Here is a 15,138-nt window from a genome sequence, read left to right as displayed (position 1 = left end):
CACAGAGCAAATAATGCGATAATTAGGGATGTTGAATGTGACGTATTTGCGTCATGTCCTGTGCCAGCCCAAACCGGCCGGTGTTGTAGACAATAGGGAGTAGCCCGTCTTGATCTTGAAATCTGCCAGCCATCCTCACGACGGCCCGCTCAACGATACAGAGGTGCTGCGCATCCGTAATGACTTCCCCATCCTTGAGACACAAGTCAATGGAAAGCCGCTTGTCTACCTGGACTCCGGCGCAACCTCGCAAAACCCGCTCAGTGTGATGGAAGCCGAGCAGGAGTACTACGAGCAGCGCAATTCTGCAGTGCACCGCGGCGCCCACACCTTGGCGGTGGAGGCCACTGACGTCTTCGAAGACGCCCGCAGCACGGTGGCCGCCTTCATTGGCGCCGCAGACAATGAGCTGGTGTGGACTCAGAACGCTACGGCGGGGCTGAACCTCATCGCCTACTCCTTCGGCAACGCTAGTGTTGGCGCCGTTTCAGAGGCTGCCAAAAAGTTCGCCCTCGCTACCGGAGATGAAATCCTGGTCACCGAGATGGAGCACCACGCCAACCTCATTCCCTGGCAGGAACTGTGCCGCCGCACCGGGGCTACTTTGCGTTTCATCCCCATTCACGACGACGGCACCCTGGACATGAGCGCCGCCGCAACACTTATTACAGAACGCACCAAGGTTCTTGCCTTCACCCACGTCTCCAACGTCACCGGTGTCATCAACCCGGTTGCGGAACTGACGGCAATGGCCCATGCCGTGGGCGCCCTGGTGGTCTTGGACGCGTGCCAATCGGCACCTCACCTGCCCCTTGACGTCAAGGCCCTGAACGTTGATTTTGCCGTGTTTTCCGGCCACAAGATGCTCGGCCCCACAGGCATTGGTGGCGTGTACGGCCGCGGCGAGCTGCTCGATTCCATGCCGCCGTTTTTGACCGGAGGCTCCATGATCACCACTGTCACCATGGAGGAGGCCGCTTATCTGCCGGCCCCGCAGCGTTTTGAAGCGGGCACCCAGCCCATTTCCCAGGCTGCCGCGCTTGCTGCCGCCTGCAACTACCTGAGTGAGACCGGGATGGAGCGTATCCATGCCTGGGAAGCGGAACTTGGCCAGCGCCTGGTGAAGGGGCTGGAAGGTATCGAGGGGATCCGGGTCCTAGGTCCTCCCTCGGGCGTTCCCCGCGCAGGCTTGGCCTCCTTTGAGGTGGCCGGGGTACACGCGCACGACGTCGGACAGTTCCTTGACGCTGCCGGCATCGCCGTCCGCGTGGGTCACCATTGTGCCCAGCCGCTGCATCGCCGCTTAGGCTTGAACTCCTCCACCAGGGCGAGCACTTATTTGTACAACACCACCGGGGAAGTGGACGCATTCTTGGCCGCCGTGGCCGGGGTCCGTAGCTACTTTGGCGTGAAAGGAGCAGCAGTATGAGCGCGTTGGATTCGCTGTACCAGCAGATCATTTTGGAAGAGTCCAAGACCCGGCGGGGCGGGGATCTGCGCAACGATCAGCTTGATGGGCAGCACCTACCCGCCAACGTGGGCCAGTGCCACCAGCTCAACCCTGTCTGCGGGGATGAGATCACCTTGCGGATAGAGACGGCTGATTCAAAGGTCTCAGGCATCCATTGGGCAGGGGACGGTTGCTCCATTTCAATGGCGTCGGCCTCTATTCTCAGTGACATGGTTGTGGGGCTTGACCGCGGGGAAGTGGCTGCGTTGATTGAGAGTTTCCGCGAGGTTATGCGTTCACGCGGGAAATTGGTGGCTGATGAGGAGATCCTCGGCGATGCTGCGGCGCTCTCCGGTGTCTCAAAATTCCCGGCACGGGTCAAGTGCGCCATGCTGGCCTGGGTTGCTGCCGAGGACGCCCTAAGCCAGACCCTGTAGGGCCGATAGCCTAAGCGCCGGCGGGGCGTCTTGCCGAGCGCATTGGCTTAGGTGGGTAGCTCTGAGGCGGGCGGGACTAGTGGCTGCGCAGGCCTGGATACCCGAAACAGGGCAACGCACAGCGCCCCGAGCAACGCACCGGAGGCGTTGGCAACTACATCGCGAGGGTCCCCGAAGCGTTCGGGCAAGAAGTAGTTCTGGCTGAGTTCGATGATCGTCGAAAGCAGCGCGCCAGCGGGCAACGCCAGCCACCACAAGTAGGGACGCAGCCGCACTGCCACAATGATCCCGAACGGGATGAACATGATGACGTTGGCGGTGAACTCGATGGTGGTGTAGCTGGCAATCCATTGGGGGATACTCAAGGACCGTAGCCAGCGCAGGAAATTGAGCAGCTCTCCGCCAACGGGCCGGTCAACGGGCGTAGGCCAGAACACTATGGCGGCCAAGGCCACAAAGTAGCCCACAACAAGGATGATAGCCACTTTGCGGCGCCAGGTGTTCACATGATCAGTCTAGGCGAGCCCATAAAAGTAGGAAGGCCCGGAACCAATGGTTCCGGGCCTTCCTTAGTGCTAGCGGGTTACCCCCGCAGCGCAGTGGTTCTTTATGCGTTAGCGGATTCGCGGTTGCGGCGGCGAGAAACCACCACGGTGCCAACGCCAGCACCCAAGGCGCCTACGCCAACCAGTGACCAGATCAGAACGCTGGAATCAATACCCGTGGAGGCCAAGCCGCCATCGTTGTTGCCAGCTGCGTCATTTCCTGAGCCATTGGCGCCGGATCCTGCACCATTGTCAGCAACTACCTTAACAACCTGGCTTACAGTAACGCCTGATTCGCGGCCTGTGGCGGTCAGGGTGTAGGTACCCGTCTGGTCCAAGGTGATGGCCGTGGAGAAGCCGCCGTTGGCATCAGCCGTTGTGGTGGTGGGTGCCGGAGCAGCAGGCTTGATGATCATGGGTACGGAGGCTGAAACGCCGCCACCCATTGAGCCAAGAGCGCCGCCAGCTACAGGGCTGCTCTGGACAACGGTGATGTCAATGATTTCACCGGGCTTGAAGCCTGAGCCTGCAAAGATGACAGCTTCACCGGGAACAACGGTTCCGGTGGAAACGTTGGATGACGGAGGGCCAGCCGGGTAAGAGTCGGAAGGTGCGGCCTGAGCGGCAACGCTTCCTACGGAAAGTGTCAGGACGCCCGCAAGGGCAAGGCTGATGAGAGTTTTCTTCAAGGTATGTTCCCCAGATTCATATTAGGTATCGGCGGTTCCCCCGGTGAGACCCCGATTTAGTGTCAGATTATCAGTTTGAGTGTGACTTTACCAACCGAGTGGATGAAGTCTCACCCTTTGGCTAGTGCGGTTTTATCGATAGGTTAGGGTGTTGTTTTCATTTTTCTGCACCATTAGTTTACTGTGCACCCTGAAGCCTTCTGTTCGGGCAAAATAACGTCCTTGGTGTCCTGAATAGTGGGCGTCACGTTCAGTTGTGCCTGTCCATTCTGGACAACTTTGGAAAAATCAATTTCCACGGTCTGGGTTTGGCCAGGTTTTAGCTGCACGTGCACAATCCCCACTGGACGTTCAGCATGGGTATAGGAGGCAATGCCAACAGCCTTGCCATCTACCCGGGCTTGTTCGGCACGGGCCTGTGAGGGCCCGTAGGCAACAACATTTGTAGCCACACTGCCAATAGGCACGCCAAAAAATGCATTTCCCGTAACATACGCGGGAAGTGACTCGGCAGCGTTGGCAGGCGCAGTGTTGGCCAGAGTGACTTTGGCCGTGTACTGGGCATAACCGCCTGCATGGCACCGCTGGATTAGCTGCACCTTACGTTTTACGTAATAGTCCATCTTGGCGCCGGTGCCGTCATTGAAATAGACACCAAAGCCAGCAGCAGGCACACTGGGACCCGAGATGGCGCCACCAATATTTGTATCACTGAGGATGGCTTGTTCATTTCCACGCACAGACCAAAGCAGGATCCGGTTGTCACTGACACCAGTCGCTAAGGATTCAACGAGTTTATCCCCGGGAGTTTTGCCAGAGGCCACAGTATCAAAGACTTTCTTCGCAACTTCTGCAAAGTAGGCATCTTGGAGCAATGGCTCTTGAATCTGCGCATAAACCTCAGAAAGTAGCACCGGAACAAGATTGGAGCTAGTCAGCTGGGTGGGTAGTTCGCCAATGCTGGCACCCTCTGGCAGGGCAGGGTTCACCGTGATGGGACCTGTTGCCTTCAGCACCAAGGAAAGTGCCACCGGGTCAATGGAGATGACACCGTCAATTACTTGACCAGGGTGGCGTTGCAGCCATATGGATCTGGCTGTGGAGGCCGCAGTGGGGAAATCAGGTGTCATGTTGACGTCCTGCATGTAGTTGCCTATGCGCGTGGAAAAGATGGTCTCCTGCACGGGATCCACTTTGATGGCTGGGCTGATTGTACCCATGGCGCTGGCTGAGTCCTGGTTTGTGAGAGTAATCTTTCCATCCTCAGCATGGAGCACGGCAAGAGCGCCGGGGATGCCGCCGCTGGCACGGACTTCTGCATTGTTTTGAATCAGCAGTAAATAATCCCGTGGACCATCAATGCCCATCATTGCAGGCACTAGTTCCGCAGCGTCAGCAGCAGTGGATAGCAGCCCACGCAACTCATCCAGCTGGTCCTTAGCGCTATTCAAAGGTTCTGAGATTTGTGCAAGTAGAGGTTTCTGATCAATACCGGCCAGTCGTTGGTAGGAGAGCTCCACTGAATTAGAAGCAGAAACTACGCTGGGGGCTGCTTTTTGTAGGGGGGAAAGCTGCACAGCTCCGTCAACTGGGGTGAGCGCCTTCCAGTCCAAGGACTGAAATACGCCCACCAATGGTTTCGCAGCTAGGTTCACCACATCATCTGCTGTTGTGGTCACTTCCGAGGCTGCCGCCAAGTTGGGACCTATCCAAGGCAACCCGCTAGCCAGTTTCCAGAGAGGATCCGTGCCGGCCTTCTTTGCAGCTGCCGTATGATTCGCCAACGAGTTTACGGTGGCGGTGGCTCTCGAAACATCATTGGCCAGTAGCTCTTTCTTGAGGACCGGCAACAACTGGGTTGTGGCGTCCAGGTTGTCTTTGATTTCCATGGCGCGGAAGCCGAGCCATGCTGTGGCGCCACCCAACAGGACAGCGAGAGTAAGGGCGCCCGCACTATACCTCAAAAATTGTTTCCGGCTCTTCTTCCGGAGCAGCGTCGTCTTCGCGCTCCGGCGACGTGGCCCCATGCCAGCTGCCGGACTATTCATGGACTTGTTGACACCAGCTATGCGCACCATTATTTACGGACATCCAATGCTGCGTAGAGGGTCTGTGACTCTCGTGCCGATTGTTGGAGCTGTCATCCTGTGAACCCTCACTGCGAGAAAAATAATATTGAAATCCATCGAGATTTGGCTATCTTCTGCCAAGATCTGCTATATGGCACCTGTGCTGAAAAAAACAGCCTTGAATGTTTTGACGAGGATGACTAGGTCGGCTGCCAAGGACCAATTCTCGACGTAATACAGGTCCAACTTGATACTTTCATCCCATGACAGGTTCGATCGACCGCTGACTTGCCAGAGGCCACTCATCCCGGGTTGGACATACAGTCTGCGATGGGCGGCTTTATCATAAAGTGCAACTTCACCATCGCGCTGAGGTCGTGGTCCAACTAAGCTCATACTTCCCAAGAATACGTTGAACAATTGGGGCAGTTCGTCCAAGGAGTATTTCCGCAGAATTCCACCGATCGGAGTAACGCGTGGGTCATTTTCCACCTTGAAAAGGGGTGCATCTGCTGACCCTTGTTCAACTAATAGACTAGCCAGTTGGCGATCCGCATCAGGTATCATCGATCTGAATTTGGTCATCTTGAAAGTGGAACCCCGCAAGCCTACTCGCTCCTGAAAGTACAAGATGGGTCCTGGGCTTGACATCCTAACTGCAAGTGCGATTGCTGCGAAGACGGGGGAGAGGCCCATGATTAGCAATCCAGAACCAACGATGTCGAAAGCACGTTTTGCAACACGTTTGCCACCTGTAAGTTTCGGTGTTGAAACATGGATGAGTGGGAGCCCGGCTACGGGCTGGGTATGGATGCGGGGGCCTGCGATATCTGTCAATGCTGGGGCCAGAATCATGCCTATGTTTGCGGCGGCCAGATCCCAGCCAAGCTGACGCATGGTTTGGGGAGTCAGATGGACACCCGTGGTAATGGCGACTGCATCTGCACCAACGGCGACAGCAGCGTTATGGATATTGGACGCACTCGGGTGGCCAAATACCAATTGCAGTTCGGGGGCATCGTCGACACGCTGCGTATCATCTCCAGTGAGATATCCAGCGATAGGAGAATAGCCAGCACTCGGTGTGCTGATTAATGCGGACACCAAGTGTCCCATTGCCGCTGAACCCCCTACCAAGAGGAGTTTCGAAGCGCTTCCTCCACGGCTACGTTCCAAGCCAATGTGCTGGCGAAGAACCCACCTGCCAACAACCAAGCCAAGGGTTCCAACAGGGAAGGCAGTTCCCACGTAACCTCGCGCAAGATCTATTTGAAGTGCATATGCAACAATCGCCATTGATCCGAAAAGCCAAAGGCTGGCTGCGACTACTCTTTTGTATTCTTCAGCCCCGGTTCCGAGGATACGGGATTCCCGACTACCCCAAGCTCCAAGCATTAGCCACCAAATAAAAGGTAGTAATAAAGTCACCAGGTTATAAGAAGCAACAGGCGCCCCTGAAATTGCATTAGCCTCAGCCGGGTGCATACCGAAACGGAAAAGGTGCGCTCCGACCACCGACCAGGCCACAACCAGTCCATCTATGACGCTGATCCGGCGGGTGTACCGATAACGCCAGTTTCCTGAATTCAATTGTTTCCCCATAGTGCATATTTACTAATCAAAAAATGATATTACTCTAAGAATATGGAAGTTTTCGTGCATTTATATTACTGCAACAAACTTGCCAAGTTTTTCAATAAATCTAACCGCGACGCGATGCACGTGTTTCTGCGCCACGCAAGATCCTGTCAAAGTCGTCCTCCTCGACAACGGCATTGGCCGATGCGTTGGTAATGGAAGAAGGACGGTCGCTCCGCGATGAAGAATCCTGACGTTCGGGAGCTGTGCTGTAACCGTAGTAACTGTAGGCGTATGCATCCGGGCCTTTAACGGCAACCCGGTTCAGCACGATGCCCAGAACATTGGCATCGACAAGCTGGAGAGTCTCCAAGGCTTTCGATACTTCCTGCTGTTTTGCTGAATGGCAACCCACGACCATAATGACACCGCCCACTTTTTGAGCCAAGACCGCTGAGTCAGTAACGGGGAGGAGAGGTGGTGCATCGATGACCACTGCATCGAAGTGTTCCTCTAGACTTCTAATCAATGCGGACATAGCATCGGATCCGAGCAATTCACTGGGATTTGGTGGGATTTTTCCGGACGTCAGTACTTGGAGTTCGTGATTGCCCCAAGGCTGTAGTAAATCCTTAATATTGCTATCTCCTACCAATGCGGTGGTCAATCCAGCCGCACCCTCAAGCCCTAAATATTTAGCTACCGTCGGCCGGCGAAGATCAGCATCTACCAGCGCCACAGTCTGTCCAGATTCGGCGATTGCAATTGCTAGATTGGTAGCGGTAGTGCTTTTGCCTTCGCCTGGTAGTGATGACGTGACAAGGATAGTCTTGGTTTTATTGCTGACTTGAGCAAAGTGGAGATTGGTCCGGAGTTGTCTGAAGGACTCGGAGCGTCGGCTATGGCCCGTGGCTTGATCTAGCAGAGGATTTTTGATTGCCTCCTGATCAAATGAAATGCCACCCAAAACCGGTGATTCTGTTACGCGCCGAAGGTCAGTTTCACTGCGTACTCTAGTATCTAAAGTCGTGCGCAACAGGGCGGCCGTGATTCCGAATGCGACCCCCACAATTAGACCCAAGGCTAGATTAATCTTGAGATTGGGTGATGATGGTGAGGTGGGGGCGGTTGCTGGTGTCACGACGGATAATTTCACTGGCGAGGGGCCACCGTCTGAGGGTTTTTCCAGTCGGTCGACAGCTCCGATTAGACTGACAGCCACGGCATGCGCAACAGCTGCTGCTTGCACGGGAGAGCTGTCATTGACACTGATTGTTATGAGGACCGTCTTTAAATCTGAGCTCGCTTTGATGCTATCGGCAAGTTGTTGGGACGAAACTTGCAGACCCAAAGAGTCGATCACAGGTTGGAGGACTGAAGGTGTTGTAGTTGTTACAACGTATGAAGATACGCGTGCTTGGATGAACGAGTTACCAGTTTGCAGGTCTTGGACAGAGCCCGAATTCTGAGTTGCGACAAAGAGTTGTGTCTTTGCTGTGTACAGCGGTGTACTGAGCAAGCTAACTGACACAGCGACAAGGAGACCTAATATGGTTAATGCAACAATCAAAATCCAATTGCGCCGCAAAATCCGTATGTAGCCTAGAAGTTCCAAGTGTAGATTCCCCACGTGCTCTTGTTTGGTGCCAGATCTAGATTCTGTTTGTAGACTAGATTTTGCCATGTATTCGGACCTATCATAGCTGCATTCCAGCCGTGTCTTTGACACGAGGTGCTAGCTTGCTAGGCTGCTTCGTCCCGGCAATGCCGGCCCGAGCATAACTGCCGACCCTATCCAAGGCGCCAAAGAATACTCGAAGAAGCTGCCCAAGGGGTATCGGTGAGGACGAAAGGTCATGGTCCGCACCGTTTCCGCTGGAGGCACGCATGGTGTCTTGGACTGGCTCATTGCCAAATTACACAATTTCTCCAAGTCCTTCGGTGGCCGATCCACGGTGATGTGGCCGACGTTCTCCCTTTGGTCCCTAAGAAGGTATGGACACGGGCCATCGACAATGACGGAACAGAATGACAGGGCGCATTGGTCGCCGACATCAGCGCGATGCCCGATCTCGCCTCAAGACCGAAGGGGATGCGAGTCATCGTTCGTATGGGAATCCTTCAGGTCGGGGCGTAGTTGGGGATCTCGGATATCGACGGGAACCGGTACACAGCTGTCGCGAAGAACCAGTGATAGGGGCACTCGCTGCTTTGGAAATCCGCCACCGTTTACGGGACCGCAGTGAGGACATAATTCGCAATGCCAATGACACTGGCCTCGCGAACCTGCCCTTCAAATCATTCGCCGGCATCGAACTCTGGTGCCACATAGTGTCACTCGCCGCGGAGATCCTAACCTGGACGGCAAGGATTGCTATCGCCGGCAAGAAGGCCAGATGCTGGGAACCCAAGAAACTCCAGGCCAAGCTCTTTGAAATTGGTGGAACGATCGCCATCAACGCCCGCCAGATCAATCTGCACTTGGATTCCACGGCACCAGATGAGCAGCTGTTGCTCACGCGGCTGAAACGGAGCACGGCATTGAGCCCAACATAAGTGAGACCCTCCACCGTCCATACTGTGCCAGACAACAACAACTGGCACCACCGTGGCTGGTATGGAACCGTCACCCGCCACAAGGTCACACACATATGCCAAAATCAGAACAATCAGCCAGCCGGTAAGCCCTGATCCACCAGAAAGTCCCCCTCATGCAAGAACGAGGCTAAAAGACAAAATTCGTCAATGATCAGAGCAAAGTGAGAAGATGACACTCAAGAACCTTTGATGATCCAGCCGTCCAGACACCATCTGGCTTACGGAATTCGCCAGATCGTCTAGGGCACTAATCGCGGCATTTCAAATCCTAATACACTTATCCGTCTTGAGCGAACTGAGAATCTTTTCTACATGGCCTCCACCAAAAACTTTACAATTATGGGCAGAGAGTTATGAACATCCTAACATAATATCTTTACCTATTCGGCCGGATAGAAGGAATAACTGTAGTTGATGATCAGCCTGTGGACGAAAATATATACATATATATAACAGTCATTTTGTAAAATAGCAGTTACGTTGTGCAGAACAAAAGCTATCGAACGTAAGGAAATTCAATTAAGAAAATGATCAGACATGCATTAGTTTCATGCACAGAGATCCTACTTCGGCTTACGCCGATACGTGAGCACGCCGTCGTTACAGGATGGCCTTCTGATGAGGGTAATGCAGTAGAAATTGCTCGAGAGCTTATTCGTCTGGAGGTACCGTTTGCATGGTTAGATGCTCCTTCCTCCACGCATTTGAAAATCCTTAATATAGCACCCAAAGAATCCGTGAGATTCCTACCAAAACGCTCTTTCCGTGGCTATTACGCATTTCTCACTTCAAAATGCGTCTTTTTCACTCATGGTCTTTACGGAAATCCAAGACCCGTTCAAGGTAAAGTATTCGTAAATCTTTGGCACGGAGATGGACCTAAGAAAGAGGGGCACAGTGGAGAGGGTAAGCGGCCAACAGTTCCTGCAGACTATTTCGTAAGTTCGAGTCAAGTTTTCGCCCAATATAGAGCAAAAGAATTGGGCACACCGAGTAGTGGAATACTAATGTTCGGGCTGCCGCGACAGGAGCAGCTCTTGGCGACGAATTCCATTGACTCACTCAAATTTATTGGAATCGATCCCCTAAAGCCATTTATTGTATGGCTACCAACTTATCGAACGTCCACGGGCACTGGTTTAGTTGGTGGGTGGAAGGACGGCGGTTCACAAGACCTGAGAAGTTACTTCTCATATGTACTTGGGCGGTTGGCGTCGGACGGTATCCAAGTTGTGGCGAAGAAACATCCGCTCGATGCCATTGACATTGAATTTGAAGGTCTGAATGTGGTGTCCGACTCCCAGATCGCCGAGGCGGGCCTGACGCTCTACGGACTACTAGGTGCGTCAGACGGCCTGATAACTGACTATTCAAGTGTGTGGATCGACTACCTAATGTTGGACCGTCCGATTGGGTTCTTAGTGCCAGATGAAGAAAAATACACTGAGTCTCGCGGACTCTACCCCGAGGATGTGATGTGTTCGCTTCCAGGCCACAAACTTGAATCCAGTAACAATATAGGTCTATTTTCTTCGGAAATTATGGGCAAAGCATCCGGATCAAAATTGCGTGATGACGCTAGGGCCCGATTCGGAGTCGTGAATCTTGATAAACCAGCAGCTCGGCTATTAGAGTTCCTAAGTATTCAAGGGCATCTACCAGAAGCAAAAATAAAAACTATTGAAGTAGATCGACAAGGCAAACTCTAAATGACCAACTTATATACTGAGAAACCGCTCCTCGTCGACCTTGTCCTTCGAAGAGATGCATTTACAAAAGAAGGCGGGGATGTTATTCAAGCCCTGCACTATGCTCAAGTTCTCGAATCTTTAGGCGATGATGTTAGGGTTGTAGCCTATTCGCCGAACCTCGCTATTCGAAGAGATTCGATTGTACATTATTTCAATATGGACCGTAACTTCGAGTTTTTGGCCGTTGCGAGACTGGCTGCAGGTCACGTATTTTTTATTAGCACTATTCACCATGGAAAAATATATGTGGAATCGATGCGCCGAGCTCAGCGTCTACAAACTGGGCAAAAGATTGTAGCATTTCTTTCTGAAAACACACGCTCATTGGCGGTTTTCCTTTTACGCACTTGGCAAGCGGATTCCACGAGTTTTACGCATCGAGCGAAGAGTGGACTACAAGCCCTAAGGGATTGCATTCTATTGAGATCAAATATTTGTAAAGTGCTTGAATCAGCGGACGGAATTTTCCTTCTATCAAATATTGAGCGCAATTCAATAATATCAGAATTTAGTTGGCATGGCCGTAATGCTACTATTACACCTAATGGCAAGCCTGCTTTTGAATACTCAGTTGTTGAAAATCGAACCGGGATTTTAGTAGTCGGAAGAATTGAGTCTAGGAAGCGTCAATTAGATATTGCGAAAACTGCTATCAAACGCAAAGTCCCTATAACATTCATTGGAACTCGTAATTATAATGAGAGGAAATATGTCGAGGAATTCGAAAATTTAGTTCGTAGTTGTGACATTCTAAATTGGATTCCTGGCTTGCCCCACGAAGAAGTTTTGAATAGAATGCGATCTAGTATCGTTTTACTAAATTGTTCTTGGGTTGAGGTGCAGAGTCTCGTCGATTTGGAAGCGGTATTCAGTGGCTGTCATGTAGTCTCCCTGGCAAATGGCGGGAGCTCCAAGGAGTGGCTTGGAAATGCTGTTACCGAGGTGCTTTCTGGTGGAATCGACGAAGTTCTGAAAGTGGCTCAGGCTATGATTACTAGCTGTAGCGCTCCTGAAATTCCGTCCTATTCAATTACCTGGGATTTGACTACTGAATCTATCCGTAACGAATATATTCGCGCACTGAATACTCGGCCGTATCCGGTAGGTCATCTTGGATAGTGGGTCTTTGAAGTCTCGTTCATATCGTAGTGCAGTAGTGAGTGCATTGGACCAAGCTGTATCAAGTGTTACAAATTTCGGATCCACTCTTGCGGCCGCTATTTTATTATCAGCTAGCGAGTTCGGTCAATTTGCCATCGCCTATATTGTCTTTGTAATCCTAATAGGAGTTTTTCAGTCATTTGTTGGCCAAGAACTTGTCATAGCAAAGGGCGAGTTCCAAGTTTTGAGGAAATCTTCGGCGCGGGCTGTCAAATTTGCTACGATCATGGCTGTTCCAGTTGCTGTTAGTCTTCTTGTTATCGTCAAGTATTTTTTTCCCAGTATATTTCTTTCATTGCTACCTTTTGCTGTTGCGTTACCTTTTCTTGTCGGCCAAGAGGTAATGAGATTTGCCTGCGCTGTCCAACAGCGTATGCGAATCGCGCTTCTTTTAGATTCTATTTGGTTGTTTTTTGCCGTGCTTTTTTTGATGGGTATTAGCATTATTGTCCCATCAGGAGAAATGAAGGCTTGGAATGTTGCGGTCGCTTGGGCTTCAGCGGGATGCATATCGTTTTTTGTTGGTACTTTTTATGTGCCATTGAAATCCTCAATTGTCGGAACTTTTCGTTATTATTTCACCCGGGATTATGTCGGGCATCGTTTTTTACTGGAGTTTGTAGCAATGCGGGGAGCTAGCCAGTCCTTGGGACTAGCAATAGGCGGCCTTTCTGGTCCTTCGGCGGCGGGTTCGTACCGTGGCGCCGCTACGCTAAGTGGTCCACTGACTGTTCTCCTTGGTACGGTATCGTCCTTTGGTGCCCCTTTGCTCAACCAAGTAGACGTGAAGCGACGGACCTCTTGGCTCATTCGGCTGTCCTTGTTACTTGCAATTTCCGCTGGTTTTTGGACCCTGGCTCTAGCCTTCATTCCTGACGGTATTGGTCGGCTTGTTCTAGGGGAAACTTGGGACGGAGCTCGATCAGTTTTAATCCCTATTGCGCTGCAGACAGTTGCGTTGGGAATTAGTATGCCGTTCTTTATGGGACTACGAGTACATTGGCCTAGGACTACTCTCGGGCTGCAATTGATTGGAAGTGTCCTTACGGTTGGATTATTCTTCATTGGGCTATATTTGGGTGGCCTAGTTGGCGCAGTGTGGGGACAGTTTTTGGCATGCAGTTTCCAAGCGATACTTGTGGCTATTACATATTTACGCTATTCACGGCGAAATAGTGAGATGCAGAGTTACTCAGTTGTTGTTCATTCCTGAAGGAATGATATTTGTTTAATGCATATTTTAGATTTAGATAGGTGAGTGATTGTGAATATAGTATCGAGAATGCTGAGTAGGTACAGGCCACAGCAGGAGAATATTGAAACCGGTGTCCTCATTGGTTGGTATTTACGGAAAGGCGGTCTGGCTTTCGTGCGGGGCTTTCTTTGGCGCATTCGGATAGGTAGCGCAAAGTTTCCTATGTTTTTTGGCCGGCGAGTTTCTATAATGTATGGTAAGAATATTGTTATGGGATCATCTTGTGTGATTGGAGATAATTCAATAATCAATGCTTTTGGAAAGCGAGGAATAACATTAGGGGACTCGGTAACTATTAGAGAAGGAGCTTGGATTCAGTGCGCCTCTCATCCATCAAACCCCGGGGAAGGTCTAGTGGTCGGCTCGCGCACCTATATTGGTCCAAACTCTATTATTGGTGTTGGAGGTAAAATAGAGATCGGAGAAGGATGTCAGTTTGGATCTGGGGTGACTCTCATTGCCGAAAATCATGTTCTTGATGAAATTGGGAGAGCGAGTTCGCATTCTGTGGTGCGTAGAGGAATAACAATTGGTGAAGGTTGTTGGTTAGGCCATCGAGTTGTGGTTTTGGATGGAGTTGTTCTAGGCAATCACTGCACTGTTGGTGCAGGTGCTGTGGTTACCCGAAGTTTCCCTGAAGGTTCTGTGCTAGCGGGAGTTCCTGCCCGTCTTATCAGCTGATATTCAAGGGTTGGGTTGGGCCCGGCGTGCTGTCAGCCAGGCGGAGAACCGAACGCTGGATGCAGTTTGTTTTTTTGCATTCATGCCACGTGGCTGCAAAGTCTTTTGTGAGGTGCCAGGGCCTTGGGCGAGGATCGGATTGTCTATATCTGAATTTTCTACCGCAAGTCCCTCATGAATAACGCGACCTTCCTCAGCCCTGACCTGACCATTTTTTTGCCACTTTGACCCAAAAGAAACTAACCAACTGATGCTCCTATAGTTGTCAAGCTACTGTTCTCAGCGGTTGTGACTGCTGGTAGTCGGTGAGCCATTTCTGGTATTCAAGGGCTCTTTTTTGGTCTTTGGTGATGCCTCGTTCGAGTCGGGATAGCGGTTGAGCTCGCAGTCTAGAAGGCGTGCTGCGGTGCTGATGCTGAGCCCTATTTCCAGACGGAATTCGCGTAGTTCCTTGCCATGGATGACCGGTTGCGGATTGGACAGCATGTGAAATACTTCCCGTGCAAGAGAGCGTTTGAGGCACCGGAGGATCGGCGGTGTCATACCCTCGAAGCAACAAGTTGGTTGAGTAGAGGAGTTGCTGGTGGGTCGTAGACCGTTGTCGTTTTCGGATCGGGCGGACATCGCCGTCAGCATCTTGGCTGGCAAGACGGATCGTCAGATCGGTGTTGACCTTGGCCGGGACCACACGATCATTTGGCGGGAGCGTGGACGGAATTCGACGAAGACCCGTGGCTACCGGCCGGTGAGCGCGGACTGTGCTGCTGAGCGTCGGCGTAGCCGTCCGCAGGCACGCAAGATCGAGACGGATCCGGTCCTCAGGACTCTGGACACGCTCTGGTGACGGGTTCGGGGTTCGTTGATTTTTCGGGGTTTTTCTTGATAAAAGCCTGTTAATTTTGCCCGTTATTCGATATAATAGAG

13 protein-coding genes are annotated in these 15,138 nt (G+C 51.9%); 8 read left to right on the top strand and 5 right to left on the bottom strand.

Annotated features, from left to right (window positions below):
* Positions 1–109 precede the first annotated feature (109 nt).
* Positions 110–1,429, top strand: coding sequence for a cysteine desulfurase (locus RY113_RS07815; protein ID WP_315914137.1), 1,320 nt, complete (start codon positions 110–112; stop codon positions 1,427–1,429).
* Complete coding sequence (sufU, locus tag RY113_RS07810) at positions 1,426–1,887, top strand: Fe-S cluster assembly sulfur transfer protein SufU (RefSeq protein WP_110104588.1); 462 nt, start codon at positions 1,426–1,428, stop codon at positions 1,885–1,887. Before RY113_RS07815 ends, sufU begins: the two co-directional genes overlap by 4 nt.
* A 47-nt stretch (positions 1,888–1,934) precedes the next feature.
* Here sufU and RY113_RS07805 read toward each other — a convergent pair whose 3' ends face one another.
* From RY113_RS07805 to RY113_RS07785, 5 genes are all read right to left on the bottom strand, one after another.
* A complete protein-coding gene (locus tag RY113_RS07805) occupies positions 1,935–2,393 on the bottom strand; it encodes a VanZ family protein (protein ID WP_315914136.1) in 459 nt (152 codons plus the stop codon).
* 101 nt (positions 2,394–2,494) lie between these two features.
* Complete coding sequence (locus RY113_RS07800) at positions 2,495–3,121, bottom strand: LPXTG cell wall anchor domain-containing protein (protein WP_315914135.1); 627 nt, start codon at positions 3,119–3,121, stop codon at positions 2,495–2,497.
* 173 nt (positions 3,122–3,294) lie between these two features.
* Positions 3,295–5,085, bottom strand: a complete 1,791-nt coding sequence (locus RY113_RS07795) for a DUF4012 domain-containing protein (RefSeq protein ID WP_315914134.1) — start codon at positions 5,083–5,085, stop codon at positions 3,295–3,297.
* A 252-nt stretch (positions 5,086–5,337) separates the two neighbouring features.
* Positions 5,338–6,792: a sugar transferase gene (locus tag RY113_RS07790; protein ID WP_315914133.1), complete on the bottom strand. Its 1,455-nt coding sequence runs from the start codon at positions 6,790–6,792 to the stop codon at positions 5,338–5,340.
* A 100-nt stretch (positions 6,793–6,892) separates the two neighbouring features.
* On the bottom strand, positions 6,893–8,383 hold the full coding sequence (locus RY113_RS07785; protein ID WP_315914132.1) for a polysaccharide biosynthesis tyrosine autokinase: 1,491 nt from the start codon (positions 8,381–8,383) through the stop codon (positions 6,893–6,895).
* Positions 8,384–8,958: 575 nt separating this feature from the next.
* Between RY113_RS07785 and RY113_RS07780 the strand changes: the two genes are divergently transcribed.
* From RY113_RS07780 to RY113_RS07755, 6 genes are all read left to right on the top strand, one after another.
* A complete protein-coding gene (locus RY113_RS07780) occupies positions 8,959–9,324 on the top strand; it encodes a transposase (protein ID WP_315914131.1) in 366 nt (121 codons plus the stop codon).
* A 569-nt stretch (positions 9,325–9,893) separates the two neighbouring features.
* Positions 9,894–11,075, top strand: a complete 1,182-nt coding sequence (locus tag RY113_RS07775; RefSeq protein ID WP_315914130.1) for a CDP-glycerol glycerophosphotransferase family protein — start codon at positions 9,894–9,896, stop codon at positions 11,073–11,075.
* Positions 11,076–12,236 carry a glycosyltransferase gene (locus RY113_RS07770; protein ID WP_315914129.1) on the top strand — a complete coding sequence of 387 codons (1,161 nt, stop codon included), beginning with the start codon at positions 11,076–11,078 and terminating at the stop codon, positions 12,234–12,236. It abuts the gene before it with no gap.
* Between the two features lie 37 nt (positions 12,237–12,273).
* Positions 12,274–13,491, top strand: a complete 1,218-nt coding sequence (locus RY113_RS07765; protein WP_315914128.1) for a hypothetical protein — start codon at positions 12,274–12,276, stop codon at positions 13,489–13,491.
* A 51-nt stretch (positions 13,492–13,542) separates the two neighbouring features.
* Complete coding sequence (locus RY113_RS07760) at positions 13,543–14,214, top strand: DapH/DapD/GlmU-related protein (protein ID WP_315914127.1); 672 nt, start codon at positions 13,543–13,545, stop codon at positions 14,212–14,214.
* A 583-nt stretch (positions 14,215–14,797) separates the two neighbouring features.
* Positions 14,798–15,058 (top strand): helix-turn-helix domain-containing protein, encoded by a 261-nt coding sequence (locus tag RY113_RS07755; protein WP_315914126.1) that lies wholly within the window; start codon positions 14,798–14,800, stop codon positions 15,056–15,058.
* Positions 15,059–15,138 lie beyond the last annotated feature (80 nt).

Source organism: Arthrobacter sp. lap29 (genome assembly GCF_032458965.1).
GTDB classification, from domain to species: Bacteria; Actinomycetota; Actinomycetes; order Actinomycetales; family Micrococcaceae; genus Specibacter; species Specibacter psychrochitiniphilus.
Note: the sequence above shows the minus strand (reverse complement) of the source record. Positions and strands in the feature narration are given on the sequence as shown.

Bases quoted from the DNA above. Each gene is read 5' to 3' on its own strand.
- sufU (WP_110104588.1), top strand. From the start codon at position 1,426: ATGAGCGCGTTGGATTCGCTGTACCAGCAGATCATTTTGGAAGAGTCC.
- RY113_RS07790 (WP_315914133.1), bottom strand. From the start codon at position 6,792: ATGGGGAAACAATTGAATTCAGGAAACTGGCGTTATCGGTACACCCGC.
- RY113_RS07775 (WP_315914130.1), top strand. From the start codon at position 9,894: ATGATCAGACATGCATTAGTTTCATGCACAGAGATCCTACTTCGGCTT.
- RY113_RS07770 (WP_315914129.1), top strand. From the start codon at position 11,076: ATGACCAACTTATATACTGAGAAACCGCTCCTCGTCGACCTTGTCCTT.